General features: G+C 33.1%; 21 protein-coding genes. All 21 read right to left on the bottom strand.

Translation table 11 applies throughout. The annotated features are described in order from the left end of the window. Nucleotides 1–140: 140 nt before the first annotated feature. Nucleotides 141–2,246: a phage tail protein gene (locus GGQ84_RS05215; protein ID WP_429160092.1), complete on the bottom strand. Its 2,106-nt coding sequence runs from the start codon at nt 2,244–2,246 to the stop codon at nt 141–143. Between the two features lie 66 nt (nt 2,247–2,312). After that, complete coding sequence (locus GGQ84_RS05210) at nt 2,313–2,507, bottom strand: hypothetical protein (protein ID WP_429160089.1); 195 nt, start codon at nt 2,505–2,507, stop codon at nt 2,313–2,315. A gap of 47 nt (nt 2,508–2,554) precedes the next feature. Next, nucleotides 2,555–2,947 carry a hypothetical protein gene (locus GGQ84_RS05205; RefSeq protein WP_429160086.1) on the bottom strand — a complete coding sequence of 131 codons (393 nt, stop codon included), beginning with the start codon at nt 2,945–2,947 and terminating at the stop codon, nt 2,555–2,557. A 94-nt stretch (nt 2,948–3,041) separates the two neighbouring features. Next, on the bottom strand, nt 3,042–3,602 hold the full coding sequence (locus tag GGQ84_RS05200; RefSeq protein WP_429160084.1) for a hypothetical protein: 561 nt from the start codon (nt 3,600–3,602) through the stop codon (nt 3,042–3,044). A gap of 39 nt (nt 3,603–3,641) precedes the next feature. Continuing rightward, nucleotides 3,642–4,004, bottom strand: a complete 363-nt coding sequence (locus tag GGQ84_RS05195; protein ID WP_429160082.1) for a hypothetical protein — start codon at nt 4,002–4,004, stop codon at nt 3,642–3,644. Continuing rightward, nucleotides 3,997–4,308: an HK97 gp10 family phage protein gene (locus GGQ84_RS05190; protein WP_429160080.1), complete on the bottom strand. Its 312-nt coding sequence runs from the start codon at nt 4,306–4,308 to the stop codon at nt 3,997–3,999. Before GGQ84_RS05190 ends, GGQ84_RS05195 begins: the two co-directional genes overlap by 8 nt. Continuing rightward, the gene (locus GGQ84_RS05185) at nt 4,301–4,615 is read right to left on the bottom strand and encodes a hypothetical protein (RefSeq protein WP_429160078.1); all 315 of its coding nucleotides are present in this window, start codon (nt 4,613–4,615) and stop codon (nt 4,301–4,303) included. The genes GGQ84_RS05190 and GGQ84_RS05185 overlap by 8 nt, the downstream gene beginning before the upstream one ends. Then, nucleotides 4,616–4,921 (bottom strand): phage head-tail connector protein, encoded by a 306-nt coding sequence (locus GGQ84_RS05180; RefSeq protein ID WP_429160076.1) that lies wholly within the window; start codon nt 4,919–4,921, stop codon nt 4,616–4,618. Nucleotides 4,922–4,941: 20 nt separating this feature from the next. Then, on the bottom strand, nt 4,942–5,199 hold the full coding sequence (locus tag GGQ84_RS05175; protein ID WP_429160074.1) for a hypothetical protein: 258 nt from the start codon (nt 5,197–5,199) through the stop codon (nt 4,942–4,944). Nucleotides 5,200–5,270: 71 nt separating this feature from the next. Further along, nucleotides 5,271–6,086, bottom strand: coding sequence for a N4-gp56 family major capsid protein (locus GGQ84_RS05170; protein WP_429160073.1), 816 nt, complete (start codon nt 6,084–6,086; stop codon nt 5,271–5,273). Between the two features lie 113 nt (nt 6,087–6,199). Beyond that, nucleotides 6,200–6,868 carry a capsid assembly scaffolding protein Gp46 family protein gene (locus tag GGQ84_RS05165; RefSeq protein WP_429160071.1) on the bottom strand — a complete coding sequence of 223 codons (669 nt, stop codon included), beginning with the start codon at nt 6,866–6,868 and terminating at the stop codon, nt 6,200–6,202. Between the two features lie 234 nt (nt 6,869–7,102). Then, the gene (locus GGQ84_RS05160) at nt 7,103–7,528 is read right to left on the bottom strand and encodes a hypothetical protein (RefSeq protein ID WP_429160069.1); all 426 of its coding nucleotides are present in this window, start codon (nt 7,526–7,528) and stop codon (nt 7,103–7,105) included. Nucleotide 7,529: 1 nt separating this feature from the next. Then, a complete protein-coding gene (locus GGQ84_RS05155) occupies nt 7,530–8,450 on the bottom strand; it encodes a minor capsid protein (RefSeq protein ID WP_429160067.1) in 921 nt (306 codons plus the stop codon). A gap of 14 nt (nt 8,451–8,464) precedes the next feature. Next, nucleotides 8,465–9,721 carry a phage portal protein gene (locus GGQ84_RS05150; RefSeq protein WP_429160065.1) on the bottom strand — a complete coding sequence of 419 codons (1,257 nt, stop codon included), beginning with the start codon at nt 9,719–9,721 and terminating at the stop codon, nt 8,465–8,467. Between the two features lie 67 nt (nt 9,722–9,788). Beyond that, entirely contained in the window at nt 9,789–11,552 is a 1,764-nt protein-coding gene (locus GGQ84_RS05145; protein WP_429160062.1) for a hypothetical protein, read from the bottom strand. 76 nt (nt 11,553–11,628) lie between these two features. Further along, nucleotides 11,629–11,853 (bottom strand): exonuclease/endonuclease/phosphatase family protein, encoded by a 225-nt coding sequence (locus GGQ84_RS05140; RefSeq protein ID WP_429160060.1) that lies wholly within the window; start codon nt 11,851–11,853, stop codon nt 11,629–11,631. Between the two features lie 124 nt (nt 11,854–11,977). Next, on the bottom strand, nt 11,978–13,117 hold the full coding sequence (locus tag GGQ84_RS05135; RefSeq protein ID WP_429160057.1) for a restriction endonuclease: 1,140 nt from the start codon (nt 13,115–13,117) through the stop codon (nt 11,978–11,980). A gap of 44 nt (nt 13,118–13,161) precedes the next feature. Then, nucleotides 13,162–13,653, bottom strand: coding sequence for a hypothetical protein (locus GGQ84_RS05130; RefSeq protein ID WP_429160055.1), 492 nt, complete (start codon nt 13,651–13,653; stop codon nt 13,162–13,164). A 246-nt stretch (nt 13,654–13,899) separates the two neighbouring features. Further along, on the bottom strand, nt 13,900–14,295 hold the full coding sequence (locus GGQ84_RS05125; RefSeq protein WP_429160052.1) for a tyrosine-type recombinase/integrase: 396 nt from the start codon (nt 14,293–14,295) through the stop codon (nt 13,900–13,902). Then, entirely contained in the window at nt 14,264–14,413 is a 150-nt protein-coding gene (locus tag GGQ84_RS05120; protein ID WP_429160049.1) for a hypothetical protein, read from the bottom strand. The genes GGQ84_RS05125 and GGQ84_RS05120 overlap by 32 nt, the downstream gene beginning before the upstream one ends. A gap of 324 nt (nt 14,414–14,737) precedes the next feature. Further along, on the bottom strand, nt 14,738–15,328 hold the full coding sequence (locus GGQ84_RS05115) for a hypothetical protein (protein ID WP_429160046.1): 591 nt from the start codon (nt 15,326–15,328) through the stop codon (nt 14,738–14,740). Between the last annotated feature and the right edge of the window lie 222 nt (nt 15,329–15,550).

Here is a 15,550-nt window from a genome sequence, read left to right as displayed (position 1 = left end):
TATAATCAACTTCACTGAGGAGATAGAATTTCAAATTCTTCTGCTTTTCAAACATTAAAAATACCAGGTATAATAGCATACTTAAAAACAACCCCACCCCAATTAATCACAAACTGGGGTGGGGATTGTTTTTATCTAAATTAATATTTTTTACCCATTCTTCTCATTCCATTTGCAATCTCACCCATCGAATATTGATATGCAATTCGAGGAAGATTTTTAATTGCTTTTTCTATATCTTCAGATGATTTTACATTAGGAAATTCTAATTTTGAGATATTGAAATTTTGAGTTGTGTTTCCCGCAATAGCAGGTTGATTACTACCTGATGCACTTGCACTGGCAATATCTCTAATCATCTTGCGACTCAGAACATACTCGCCAACCTCTAGTAATGCAGGTACTTCATTTCTTTTTATTCCTTGTAAACTTCTACCAACCCAACCACCTTCATGATATTTTTCCCACTCTGGCTCTTTACTTACTATTCTTCCAGTCTGTCTGTCTATATAACCACCTGCTTCAGGTGACCACCTTGAACCATCAGTTCTAGTTTCCACAAAGCCTGATTCAAATACATTTCTTGAAGAACTGCTTGAGCCACTACTTGAACTAGAAGAAGAACCACCAGAACTTCCAGAGCTACTACTAGTTGAACGTGATACACTTGTGCTCGCACTAGACAAAATACTACTAACTCTATCCACTGCAGATTGTGCTTGTGATGCCATTTCACTTGCAATACTGCCAATTGCATTAATCGCACTATTCCTATTATCTTCAACACCTTTGGCAAGTCCATCAGTTAAGTTTCTTCCATATTCAGCCATCAAAGTTGAAGGGGAATTGATACCAAAGAATCCTGTAACTGTACTTGCCACATTCCTTGCCATGTTTCTGGCTTCATTTACTGCATTTTGGGCAAAGTTGCGAATACCTCTCGCAAATCCTAGTACAAGGTCACGCCCCCAATTAGTTGCATCAGATATTAGACCTGTAAACCAGTTTCTAATATTATTGTATAACTTACCAAAGTTATGTTTTAGTAAGTTCCATGCACCTGCAATAATACTATTAATGGCATTCCATAAACCTTGCCATATCATTTGTATACCCTCAGTGAATTTCTCCCAATCTCCAGTAAAAATACCTATGAAAATCTTTAAAAGACCTTCTATAACCTCAAATACACCTGAAATTACACCTTGTATTGCCTCAAAGATAATAACTGACCTCTCAATTATACCTTCACCGAATAAATCCCAAAGAGTTGTGACAAACTCAATAAATGCACTGAAAAATTCTTTTACTGTCTCAAAGAATTGTGAAAATGATTGTCGCATTGCATTTAGAGTTTCTTCGTTTTCGGCATACCATGTTTTAAGCCAACTAATTAAAGTACCAATTGTTTTAACAAATCCAGTAGCAAGCGTTTCCATAATATTAAAAACAACTTGAAAAGTAGCCTGAATTTGTGGCATATAATTTTGTACCCATTGCAAAAAGTCAACCATCACTGGCAATAACTGTGCCCCAATTTGCACTGTCGCACCTTTTAACATTGTTTGTACTTCATCGAGTGCATCAGAAAACAAAACAGATGCATCAATGGCTTCGCCACTCATAACACCACCTAATTCGTGGGCTCTATCTCTAAGATGGTCAACCTCTAATGCTCCTGCCTGTATCATTGGCATTAAATCTCTCGCCAATTTTGTCCCAAATAACTCTGATGCAAGGGCTGACTGTTGTTGGGCATTTTCCATACCATTTAAACTGTCTATGGCTTGCATAAATGCCTGATCTGTACTTACTGTACCTGCCCTAACATCTTCCATATTTACCCCTAGTTTAGTTAGTGCAGATGCATATTTATCATTTCCATCAACTGCCATACCCATTCTTTGATTTAGCCGACCTAATGCCCTATCTAAATTACCCTGTTCTACCCCGACTTGACCACTGGCAAACCTTAACTCTTGAAGTGCATCAGTAGTAACACCCATTTTTTGAGAAGTTTTATCTAACTCATCGCCTATATTTGAAACTTTGGTCGCTATCCCAAACATGGCTGTTCCTGCTCCTGCAACTGCAGTTAATGCCCCTGCAAGGGATTTTGTAAGGAATGAGGATATCCCACCTGCTTTTTGACGAATATTTTTATCTGCATTTTGTAGACCTCTTTGAAGTCCACTATCATCTAACTCAATCGGGGCTGTATACGTTGCTAAATTTATAGTTGTCATTCATTCACCTCCTTAACGGTGAAAATAAAAAAATGAGAGATACACAAAGTACCTCTCATCTGTTATTTAACTGTTATTGATTTTCTGCCTAATCTTATTTAAATCTGGTTTAGTCTCATTTAACATTCTGCCACGCTCTAACGCTTCTCTGCCCTCTTCAGTGCTTTCTAAGTTGATAATATAGAACTGCCTATATAATCCCAAATACACACTGTATGGTAATTGCATTATCTCAAAATAACTCATGTTAGTTTCCTTCATCAACAATGCAATATCTTTTAATACCTCATGCTCCCCAAGCCCACTGCCTACTTTGCTTTTGCTTTTGTATTTGTTTTTGTCTTCTTTCCAGAGGACTTGGGGAATTTTAAATTTTCATCTTCAGATATTGATTGAATGTGTTTCATCGTATGTTCAATAACTGCCCTCATAACACGAAAATCACTGAAGTTATCCTCTATGTGTTTCATGTCAATGTTTTTTGATTTATCCAAACTCAATATATCTAACACTAACTGTTTCATCTTCTTAAACGCTTCTTCATCATTATCAATTTTAGTAACATCTTTATAATATTTTGTCATTTTTAAAACAAACTCTGTATTCAGTTCACCGGGAATCGTGTATTCCTCTTTACCATTTGGACTTTTAAATATAAGTGGCTCTCTTACTAACAATCCTAAATCTACATACTGACTCATATATATCACCTAACCCTTTTCAAATTTTTTTTAATATCAATCGATTGTTATTAAATTCTACCAACCAAAAACAAAATAAGGGTAAAATCTACCCTTATTCTTCTACCTCTTCAGGGAATGTCTCTACTAATTCAAGTAAAGCACCATCTTTTCTATTAATCGCTCTAAACTCATACCCAACTGTTAATGAATCCTCATTCTGAAATTCAAAGTTAAATCCATTAATGGCTTGTGCCCTAGTTAATAATGCTTGGATTTCTCCACCATCAGTATCTTTTTCATGCACAAATAAAACTGTATTAACTGGCAATTGCCCCTGATTACCTACAATATATCTAGTCTTCCCTGCTTCTTTTTCAACTTTGGCAGGTGAAAGGATTTCTAATGCATCAATATTCCATTCACATACCCCTGTATTGAGGGTTACTGTCTCCTGTGTCACCATTGTTTTCAACAAACCGTTTCTTTGACCACCACGCACATCTAATGTCTCTGGCTCATAGGTCAAAGTACACCCTGACCTAATATTTCCTAATTCAGTTAGTTCCTCTTTTAGTTGTTCAATGGTCATTTCATCTGCACCCTCAACTTGTCCTGCAAAAATTCTACCAGAACCTAACAATATCTGCTCTGGACTAAATGTATTATTACTCATGTATATCACTCCATTCTATATTTTTTAAAACTTTTCAAACTAAATTTTCAATAAAAAATAGACAACCTTGATCCAGTTGCCTTGTTCATCCTTAATAGTGCCACCACCATTAAGGGTTTTTATTAACTTTATACCTTCTATGTGTTTCTGACCTCGCAAATCATTAAGATATTCTCTCAATTCACTCTCTAAGTCAATAACCTTATTCAAGTCCTTACTGATACAATCAACTTGTATCTGATATTCTTTCAGCCACGCATCACCTAATAATTTATCTTTGATTAGAATAAACTGTTTTGGATTGAATTGAATTGGTTTTTCCTGATAAAAAATGTTTTCACCATCAAGCATCTCAATCAATTTTCCATTGTTTAAAAGGTGTTTTATCAACGCACTAACCATTTCGCAACACCTCACCTATTCTTCTTTGTATTTGGGATAAATTCTGGTCAACTGTCTGCTCTAAAAATCCTGTCCTATACTCAACTATTGGGGCATAAATAAGGTTAGTACCTACTGCACCAATTGACTTGGTTTGAGTATGGTTAGTTTGAGAAGTCAAACTTCGCCTTAAATCACCTGTATCTACAGGGGAATTTAATTTTGCATCTGCTTCAATCATCACAGTGACTTCATCAACTGCTTTTTTTCGTCTGTTTTGCATTTCTCTGATTGCTTGGTCTACTGTCAAACCTTTTCTACTCATTTAAACCACCTGCATCCAACATCAATTCCCAATACTCATCCCATTCAATGACCTTAACAATTTTGAATTGTTTATCTTGATATTCAACCCTATTAAATAATTCAAAATCACTATCAGGGTTAATAAATGCCCTGTTTTGGCATTCTACTGCATAACCATAATCTTTCATTAACAATGATTTTGAGTATGGCTGCACATCGCAATTAATTGTTTTAATATGTTCTAATTCTCCCTCATGCCAAATCCTTCTATCATCAAAATACCCTTCACCACGTTTATAGAGTTTTAGTTTTTTGTTATAAAACATTTAAACCACTCCAATTCTCGGCAGAGGTAAACTGTCTTTGATATTTTGGGGAATCCCACGCTCATTTGTTTGTGATCTGCTACCTTGTGCCCCTTGAACTATTCCAGTTTGATTTCTGTTTTTGTAAAGATAAACTGCTAATTCAATCACTTGACTGTTCAGGTCTTCAGTGATTTCATCAATATTACAATAGGTTTTTATTGAATTCTGGGATTGTTTAAGATAGTGTTCTAGTATCAAATCTAAACTACCATCTAAAAAATCAATTCCTAAAAAATACTTCATTAAATCAATTTTTGTTTCCATCTAACACACCACCCTTCTCATTAATTGAGGGCTTTGATTATTTCTGCTTTAGTCATTTTATCTGTGACTTTAACCTTTTGCTTTTTTGCCATCAATATTAACTGGCTTTTAGTTTTTGCCATAAGGTCAGTTTCAAGCTCTGGCTCAACCTTCACTTCAACCTGTTCAGTAGGTTTTTCTATTTGAATATCTTCAATTATTGGCTCTAGCTTTGGTTTTTCAACTTTTTTAACAGGTTTAACTACCTGTTTTGTTTTCTTATGTCTTCTCAGTAGCATTTAATCACCTCATTTTTCTGCAATAAATAATTTAGAGGGCATCTATTAGACACCCTCAACAATTATTTTAACTATGCTTTACAAGTAAATTTAACAACTTTAGACTCATCAGCCAAAACTGCCACATAATGCTCATCTGCACTAATTACAGTTGTTTTGGCAAGAATGTCTCTATCATCTTCAATAGAAACATTTCTCTTTAGGTAAATATCTAATGCACCAGATTTAACAATATAGTTAGAGTACACATCTGTATCCTCTGGTAATTTGTTACTTACTACTACTTGGCAACCATATATCTCACCAATCACACCACTCATAACTACTGCATCACCCATATCACTAGCTCTTGTAAACTGTGGGTCTTTTCTTAGAGTAGTTTTCTGCTTTGAGTGAATGAATAACACCTTTGGCTCATCATCTTCTTCCTCAAACTTGTCAATTGCATCTGCAATTATATCTGCAGAAATAGAATCGGCTGATGCATCATGTGTTAATGTCGCTTCATCTAGTGCCGCCAAACAATCATTATCAACTTTGTTTGCCATTGCCATAGTTAATTGAGTAACCGCTTCGCCTACTGGATCACCATAACCTGATAGAACTGCTTCATCTGTCAATTCAATCGCTTTACCTGCCTTTTTCACAGTGGCTTGTTGGCTTGTAGTAGTTAGAGTAGTAGTACCCATTGCCACCCCTTCAGCCACATCTTCTGCATCTCCAATATACAAGTATTTTGGTACAGTAATTGTATTACCTGCCTGTCCTTGCAAAGTGTTATCCACTCTTGCAATTTGTGTAAACCTAATTTTGTTTGGTAGTTCTGCACTCACCATGTCTGCCATTACCTCTGGGTTAATTAAATCACTTAACATTGTTTTAGTCATATTAAACACGCTCCTAAAAATTTATTTTTTTGTAAATTTGTTCTTTAACGTCTGCAAATTCCGAAAAAAGACAATAAAAAAAAGACCTACTCAGGATTGAATTGGTCTAAAATCTACTTACTTAATTTTTCATACAACTCTGGATTTGTCTTTTTCAAATCAACTCTTTGTTGATATGTCATTTTTTCAAAGTCCTCTTTAGTTACACCTTTGGATTGAGTTTTAGAAGTAGGTGGGGTATATGCAGAGTTATCTAATCTCTCTTTTACCTTCTTCTCAGCCACTTTGTTTATCACTTCTAACATCTTCTCTGCCTTTTCTTCAATCTCATCAATATCTTCACCACTCACATAATCAACCAAATCTAAATCCCATTCTTTTTCCTTGAATAGACTGATTTTCTCCAATTTCAATTCTCTATCAGCCAACTCACGCTCTTTTTGTTGAAGTATTTCCTCTTGTGTCATTTCTGTCTTTTTAGTTTCTTCTTTGAGTTTCTCTTTCCAAACTTTGTCACGCTTTTTAACTGCATCTGATACTCTTTTATCAGTTAATTTTTGAATGTGCTTCTGAAAATCTTCATTTTCTAAGATGGAATTGATGTCAAAATCACTGTTATTATCAGTGTCTTTATCACTATTATCATTGTTGTCACCATTATCATCTTGATTGTTAGTGTCTTGTGCGTCCTCTCCTGTACCCACATCATCACTATCATCATTGCCCTCTGCGAATAATTGCAGATTGATTTTGTTTACCTCATTAAATTTTACTTTTTCCATTTTATCTCTCTCCTTTCGAGTGGCTACATTACCCCTGTTGTAGTTGCAGATATAACCCCTCAAATAATTTTAGTTTTAATTGATTGTAATTACTTCTAATCTAATGCATTAAATTAAATTGTTAACCTTTAGAAATGCCAAAAATGGCATTTAGGTATAAATACCCTACCTACCCAAAAACACAAAATTTACCCATTGATATATAAGGGTTTTCTGGCTCTCTAAAACGTGACATTATCCAACTTTTCTCTGTCTTTGCTTTCTCTCTTTTTGTTGCTCTCTTTGTATTGCTTTTTTGCACTTCTCACAATACTTCTGCCTGTTAGAAGTTGCTAATATTGGCTCATCACACTTCTCACATTTCTTCCTAACTTTTGGCTTATGCTTTGTTGTGATACTTAATTCGCTCTTGTGATATTCGTGATATTGTCGCTCTAAATCAGGTAATAATGGCAGAACCCCTTCTTCAAAATATTTGCATTTTGGCAAGTTGTTTTGATTATCCCCTGTTTGAGTATCATTTGTATCTTGAACATCAGCCATCTCAACAAAAAACATACAAGTATCATCTACTTGTATGCAAAAGTTAGTTTTATTGTTTAAAGTTTTATTAAACCCTGCACAATCTGATTTAATCAGTTTTTTAAGTTTTGGTAACACTTTAATCATCTCCTATGCCCTTTTGTCTTTTCCAATCTTCAAAGTTTTTAGGATAATCTATAACCTCTTTTGAAAGATTATCTCTTTTTGTAGTCGGATTCCACCCTTCAACTACAGGTACATAACATGACCTACATTGGATGTGTGTTTCGTCTGGAATTGCAGGATGTGGCTCATTTTTATCATAAATATTCCCATGAAGTTCTTGACAGATTTCTGTTGTTCTATCATCTAAAGTTGCATCAAAGAGTAATTGTTTTACAACATCATTCTCTTGATATATCTGCTCTTGGGCTTGGCTTCTACATCTGGCTGTCTCGTTACGAATTAGCCTAAATGCTTCATTCCAACCAACGTCAAAATCTCTTTGTATTCGTCTGGCTAATACTTTAGTATCAGAACCTTTTCTCATTGATAATAACAAGTCATTTCTTAATCGAGTTACTAACTTTTCTTTGTTTGTCCAGATACGGTCACTAAACATCTGCCCTTCAATGGGAATGTTAATGGCTCTTTGAACAAACTCATCACGTAATATATCAAAACTAACATTAATTGCAATTCCTGAACTGTCAATTAATCCTCTATCGAGAGTAAATGCAGTTTTATAATAACTATCCTTGTAGACCTTAGCCAAAATACCACCTACAACACCAACCTCTAATGCACCAATCTTATTGGCTTCTTCTTCAATCTCACGCTCAAAATCTCTCATTTCCACTGCCATTTGGGCAGGAGATATATCTAATTGACCATCAACCATGTACCCTGCAATAATTCCACTTGCAAGGGCTGTTATTTTTCTTGATGATTTTTGGTATTGATGAAGTAGTTCTCTCGCTTCTTCGGCTGTCATATCTTCCATTTCTAACTGTAACTGTTCAATCTCTTTTTGTAGTTGCTTTTGTTGTCTTGTGGTCATTTATATCACCACGCTTATCGTAAACTCTCTAAGGATTGCAATTGTTTTCTTTGTTCATCATCAAATTTTTGTTTTTCTAATTGAGGATTTTCAACGAATGGCAATATTGATAATAGAGTTTCTTGTGATACAACATCTTTAAGTTTAGAGACTACATCAGCCAAACCAACTAAATCACTTGGTATATTTGCAGTTGTCTTTATTTTTATATCTCTATAATCGAATGATTGCCCTGTCTTCTTGTAATGGAAATTAAAAAAGTGCTTTAATCTCTGTTTGATAACAAATTCAAGTTGTGCCTCGATTGTAGAACACACAAATTCAAGGGATATTAAGCGACTTCTGAGTGCCACACCAGATAAATTAGATTGCATTTTTTCATTAGTGTCAACTGAACTTGCCATCTTGTAGATTTTGTTTTCTAAGTTCTCCAATGTGTTCTGAATGAAATTATCATTGATATTTTTAATCAACCAATCCACATCAGCCTTATCTCCTGCCACTTCTATGATTCCACTTTGTTTCATTTCATCCGCATCTTCTTTTTCTAATCGAGAATTTATTAATTTAAGGTATGCAGACCTATGATCTGCCACTTCATTGACACTATCAGAAATGATGTTGTTTAGGCTGTCATTCAGTGACTTAATATCTTCAATTAGTGAGTGACTTCGGGCATTACTTTTGCATACCACAACTGGAACACCCTTGAATATATGCTCTATCTCATTAACCTTCGTGAATTTATCACCATCTACTGCATAGGTGGTTATTTTTTTGTTGTCATAAACATCAATAAACTCATTCTCATCTGTATCAGTGTATAAATGCACTGCCAATGTAACCCTCTTTTCTGCATCTCCTGATTGAAATACAATACAATTCAAGGGATTTAAAACGCTACAACGGAACTCTCCATCTATATTGATATAACTAACCTCATAGGACTCACCGTATATCTGGCTTTGTCTTACCAATTCTTGATTATGGAGTTTTTCCCAGTGTGAAAAATTAAGGTCGATTATGTCCAGAGCTTCTTCATTATGAGATTTAGAAACATAATTGATATGATTGCCTAGAATGTAACTGATTCTCTCTTCCACAAATCTTTTAGGGTAGTTTACTATCACCTTCATGTTGGAACGTGATTTTTCCATACGGTAATTTTTTAAAATATCGTGTTTTCCATCATAGTAGTTTAGTAAGTATGATTTTTTAAATTGTTGTTCTTTGAGTTGGTCTAAACTCTGTTTTAAAATTTTATCATTCACGCTATCACCTGCTTTCTTTTACTAACTCAACCTGATACACAGAATGTGTGTATTAGGTATACTTGCATTAAAAAAGCCATTCCCTAGGTTTGAATTTCAAGGAATGGATTATAGTTTCTTCATTATCAATTCTCTCATCAAACATGGCTGTAACATCTGCACTATCATCATGTAATGAATACTTTTCACCTTCATAATCTAATAATTGATTGGTGAATGCTTCATCTTCTTCATTAAAAATAATAAAACCACTATCAACTTTGTGGCTTATAGCTCTTATTCTGGCTTCTTTATTTTTTGTTTGAGTTTCATTAAAGATTGTTATATTCCTACTCTTTAACATCACATCACTATTAATTCTTTTCTGCACTTCATTGGCATCTACACCCCTGAAAACATTCTTCTCAATATGAATTTCAGTTATATCCTCATATTCGTGTAGAAGTTTAATCACCTTGGATATATAATCCTCAAATTTTAATTTATCTATAGTGCCTTTTCTAATAAATCTGAAGTTATTAGAAGTTTTACTGCCAATACAAATGGCTGTATAGTCATTCTTTGCCCCTGTTTCTACTGCAGGGTCAATACACATAATTGTTTTAGTATAATCATCTTTTTGTTGTTCCAACTCTTGTTGTGATAGAGTTTTAATTTGATGAAATGCTTTCTCACCTATTTTACTGGCATCATTTTGTAATTCTTGTTTGAATGCTTGTGGATTAGAATAATAATCTAATGCCAAATCTAAACAATCCCACTTGTCCCTCCAAAGGACATTAAATTGCATTTCATTTTCATTCTGATAGTAGAACTCTTTGGCTTCTGATGTTGGGTCTGATAGTTTTGAATTAAAATATATATCTTTGAATTGTTGCCAAAGACCTGAATTGAACAATTCATCCACATCATCATGTAATACTGCCTTATATTTTAAAGTTTTATATGAATTATCATTGGATAATCGAGAAATAAAACAATCTCTATGCAGGATTGTACCTAAAACAATGAATTTAGTTGCCATTTTAACCTTTTTATCTTTTCTAAAAACCGCTTTATCACCTGCATATTGGCTATCTTGTACCCATGTATTGAATTTTTTATCTCTTGCTTCTTGGGTTATTACGTTTTTCTTTGATTGATAGTCATCTGCAATAATCAGAGTTGGTCTTGAACCATTGAATTTCTTACCTCTCAAAGACGATTCACTTGAAATGGCTTGAATTTTTGTATCGTTGGTTAATTCAAGTTCTAATTTATTCACTGTATATTTTCTAGTATTTATTAACTCACCAAATGAATTTTTGATGTAGGGATTTTCTTCAAATGCACGTCTGGCATCTCTGATAAACTCAATGGCATCCTGTTCAGAATTACCTGCAATGAGTGTATATATAGATTTTTTATAACAGTGTGCCCAAACTGATAGGGCAAAGTCACAAGTGGTTGTTTTACTAGCACCTCTGGGGCAGATTAGAAGTAACTTATCATATTCGTCTTTTATATATAGGTTTTCCAATTCACTCCAAATATTGAAGTGGAAAGTGTCTAACTCTCTGGCATCGTTGTTTTCTTTTACCCTAAATGTGTCTTGGAGATAGTAAAGACAGAAAAAAGGTATTGATACAGAACCAAGCCAGAATGATAATGAGTTTTTACCAAAGAGATTTTGGCTGTGCTTTTTTATAATAGCTTGGGCACGTGATTTGGCTTGGTCAAGTGTTAGATTTTTGTTGTGATTTAGATATTGGGTTAGATGTTTGTATAAGAGTTTTCTGTTGTCTGGGTTATTGAATTGGGACTGGTTTTGGGCTGTTTGTGTGTTTATCATATATTTTATCACCTGCCTTTGTTTTCGGACATAAAAAAAGAGCCATGATAGGCTCTGCTTGGAAAAGTTATTTAATTTAATCAGGGGTATAATCAGGGTCAAGTAGTTTTATATTTTTGGCTTCTCCATCAAAGGGAGTTTTTGAGTTTTCTATTATTTCAAACCAAATAACTTTCTCTGCTTTTAATTCGTGTAAAGCTTTTTGAAATAATTGATTTGTTACATCATATCTTCTGTATGATACAGAAATATTCATCTTCAAATCTTCAACAATCTTTCCTTTTAATTTTTTCAATTCCATTTTTATCCTCCCCTTTCTTATAGTTGATTTTCGCTATAAAAAAGGAAATTCCTACATAAAATTCAAAAAAACCTTGTATTTGTTATTATACATAAACACAAATAGCAAGTTATGGCTCTTTGAATTATTCATCTTTAAAATAATCGTAATCAATATCTTTTACTACAAAAGTTTTTGTTATATTTACACCTACATCGTAATCTATCATCAACTTTGCTAATTCTTGTCCTTCAATAAGAATTATTTTTTTAGTTTCTAGTCTTTTAGCATATTCCTTTGCACCTTCAGTGAAATAAGAAGTTGTTATAAATATTCCCTTCCTAGCACCTTTTCCATCTAATGCCCCAGAAAAGCTTTGAACTGTTTCTCTTCCAACTGAATTTCTAGCACCCCATCTTTTGGCTTGAACATAAATATTTTCTAATCCTAACTTATCTTCTTTGATTACACCATCCAACCCTTCATCATTACTCCTTTGCGTAACCTCTCCATCTCCATAACCCATTTTTGTTAGTAATTCAACTACTATATCCTCAAACTTCATCCAGTGAACATCCCTTAATTGTTTTAATAATGTATTTGATAATTCGTCTTTTACTTCATTCAATTGTTCCTTTACTACCATTAGTGGATCAGTTACTTTTTCTAGTTGCTCAATCTCTTCTTCAATTTCATGACTTTCATCATCTAATAAATCTCTTCCATCTTCTGTTATCTTATAAGTTAACTTATTAATTTCTTCAATATAACCTTCCTTTTTCAAACTATATCTAGCACTCCGTACTCTAGTTAGAAAAATGGCATCACTCGCATTTTCATACTTCATCAACCTTTGTTCTTCACTCAAATTAAAGTACTCAACTAGTTTTTCTGTAATCTCACTGGCAGTATAAGCTTTACCGTCTTTGATTATTTCTAAGTAAGGAACTATCATTTTTTTAGTTGATGGAATAGTGTTAGCTACCTTTTCATTGTAAATTTTATTCCTTCTGGCCTTTTTAATTTTTTCTAATATCTCACTATCATCTTTAGGTATACCTTCATTTTTAAATATTTTTTTAATTTCTGGAATGGTTAATCCATTATCACTTAGTTTTCTGAGCAACCTCATAACTTCTAAGGATTCGTTGTTAAACATAACTCTATTACCATAATTTATACATGGTATATATTCCTTGAAACTTTTAACCCATCTTCTCCCATTAGCTTCAGACCATCCTACCAGTTCAGATAATTTAGTTTTAGTTAGCAACTTATTTTCCATTTTTATCAATCCTTTTTCTTATTTATTCTTAAACAATGAAACAGTTAAAAATCGATTCTTGCAGTATGTACTTCTTCCCTATTGTCTGTTATCTCTAGTTGCCACTTTTCATTTAAAATAGCATTTTGTTCTTGATTGTCCTTTATTGGAATCATGTATTCTTTCATATAACTCTCACCGACATCTAATGGTATTAAGTCAATATTCACTTCTTTTTCAACTGACCTTGTTTTGAACACCATTCTATTAACTGTGGCCTTTTTATTTCCTTTATTATTTAATAAGACTTTTAATGTTACCCTAAAATTATTTTCTGGAATTTCATCAATATTTTCTTTATTATAAAGTTCACTTTTATCTTTATAATAAATTTCACTCCAGTCTCCATATTCATCTCTAGTAATAACTGTTATGGCTTTTTCTTCGATGATTAATGAGATAAATGGTTTATTACTATATATTACATAAAAATATAGTAATAATGAGCCAACACTTGTGACTGTCCCGATTAAAACTAATATAATTGCAATATCCATTAACTACAACCTCCTTATCGATTAAATTCGATAATATGGTTATAATTACCTTCAATCTTAAAACTCTATTTTTGTTATAAAAAAATTGTAGAGGTTATTTCCCGGCTGCCACACTGACTAGATTTAGAATACCCCCTATCACTTCCAGACCAACACAAAAAAAGAAGATAGACTATTGTCTACCTTCAAACAATCAAACTACTATATCTGACCTATCTGGCTTTTATGTGGCTTTAATTGGGATAACTAAAACCTCTTTAACGCTTGTTCATACTCATCATCAACTATATGTGTATATATCATTGTACTTGATAAATCAGAATGACCTAATGCCTTCTGCACTAGTCTGATATTCTTTGTCTCTCTAAGTAGGTCAGTTGCGAATGAATGTCGCATCACATGAGGGCTAACCTTTTTATTTATATCTGCCTTACCTGCATAGTTACCAATCATCTCCCTAACATCTCTGGGTTTAAGTTGGTTGCCTTGTCGGTTGGTAAATACATAGGTTACTTTTCCTAACTGCTCTGCCTGTCGCTCTCTCCAGTGGGTTAATATCTCAATGGTTTCTTCACCTAACCAAAGTATTCTGTCTTTACAACCTTTACCCTCAACAACTTTTAATTGCCCTATCAACTTCAACTTGATTATCTTGTATTGTACCCTTGCCAAAAGTCCTTGATATGCTCATCTTTAAGCCACGTAGATTTTTAAAATTTAACTGATCTGCTAGTTGGTTAGAAATTTCAATCTTTCTCATGAATATCATCCCTTCACATATAATTTTTTGAGAACTAACAACATTATTAAACCCAAACCCTACCATATCATCACATCATTGAAGAGCTTGGGTTTAATAGTTTGTATTTAAAAGAGGGTAAACGTAAAGCACTTTGACTCACGCTTAATACTTTACTTATTAATAATAACTAAAACTCTTTGTTGACTTTTAGTCAATCTCATGTTATTATTAAATATTACCCTCTCCCTATTGGGGCATTAAGCCCACCCCTCACAAATGTAGTAATTACTACATTTTCTGCACATTGAAATTCATTTTGGATACTATTTTTTCTAAAAACCTTTAAGAAACCCTTATATTATTTGAGTCTTGCTTGTTTTTATTTGTTTGTTCCTCTTGATTTAATAATTCCTCTTTATTAATTTTTTTCTGTTCTTTAATTCGTTTGTATTTTTGACCCCATATTTTTAAATCATATACATCCTCTTTATTACTCACAGGAGATAACACTTCAATTGTTGATTGAGTTGCAATATCAGTAAAAATATCTAACATTAAACTTTTTTTGGATTGCCATATTAACGATACCAATAATGATTTGTAATTCTTTACTTCTTTATCTTTTGCAGTTTTACTATAACATCTATGTAATATACTCATTATTGTTTCTTTACTTAGTTTAAGATTACTTATTTTATTTACAACCTCATCAGTTATATTTTTTATCGCAAGTGCATCATTAGTTGTATTTTTTATTTTTTTAATATCTTTATTTAATTGACTTGTCCACTCTTTAATGTTCTCAATTTGTTCATTATCGACTTTGGATTTTTCTTCTTTATCGGGTTTGAGTTTTATTATTTCTGTAAGATCAATTTTTTTACTGCGTTTTGCATTTGGTAGATTCTCTACTACCTCTTGTACATAGTCCATAGCAGTTTCAAACTTTAAAAACTTGTAATTTTTGCCTTGACCACAATATCTGAAAAAATCTGGTCTGACAGTTTTTGTAATTTCAATATCTTTATCTGTTTCTTGGTTTTCAATTTTATAATCGAATTGTTTATATTAAACTAAAAGTACCCCAGTATTTTAATTGAAAAATACCCCACCTTAAAATATAATTCTATGTGTTCCAGTTAAGACATCTGGGGG

The sequence above is a fragment of the Desulfitispora alkaliphila genome (assembly GCF_050433185.1).
GTDB classification, from domain to species: domain Bacteria; phylum Bacillota; class Desulfitisporia; order Desulfitisporales; family Desulfitisporaceae; genus Desulfitispora; species Desulfitispora alkaliphila.
This window is presented reverse-complemented; position numbering and strand designations above follow the sequence as displayed.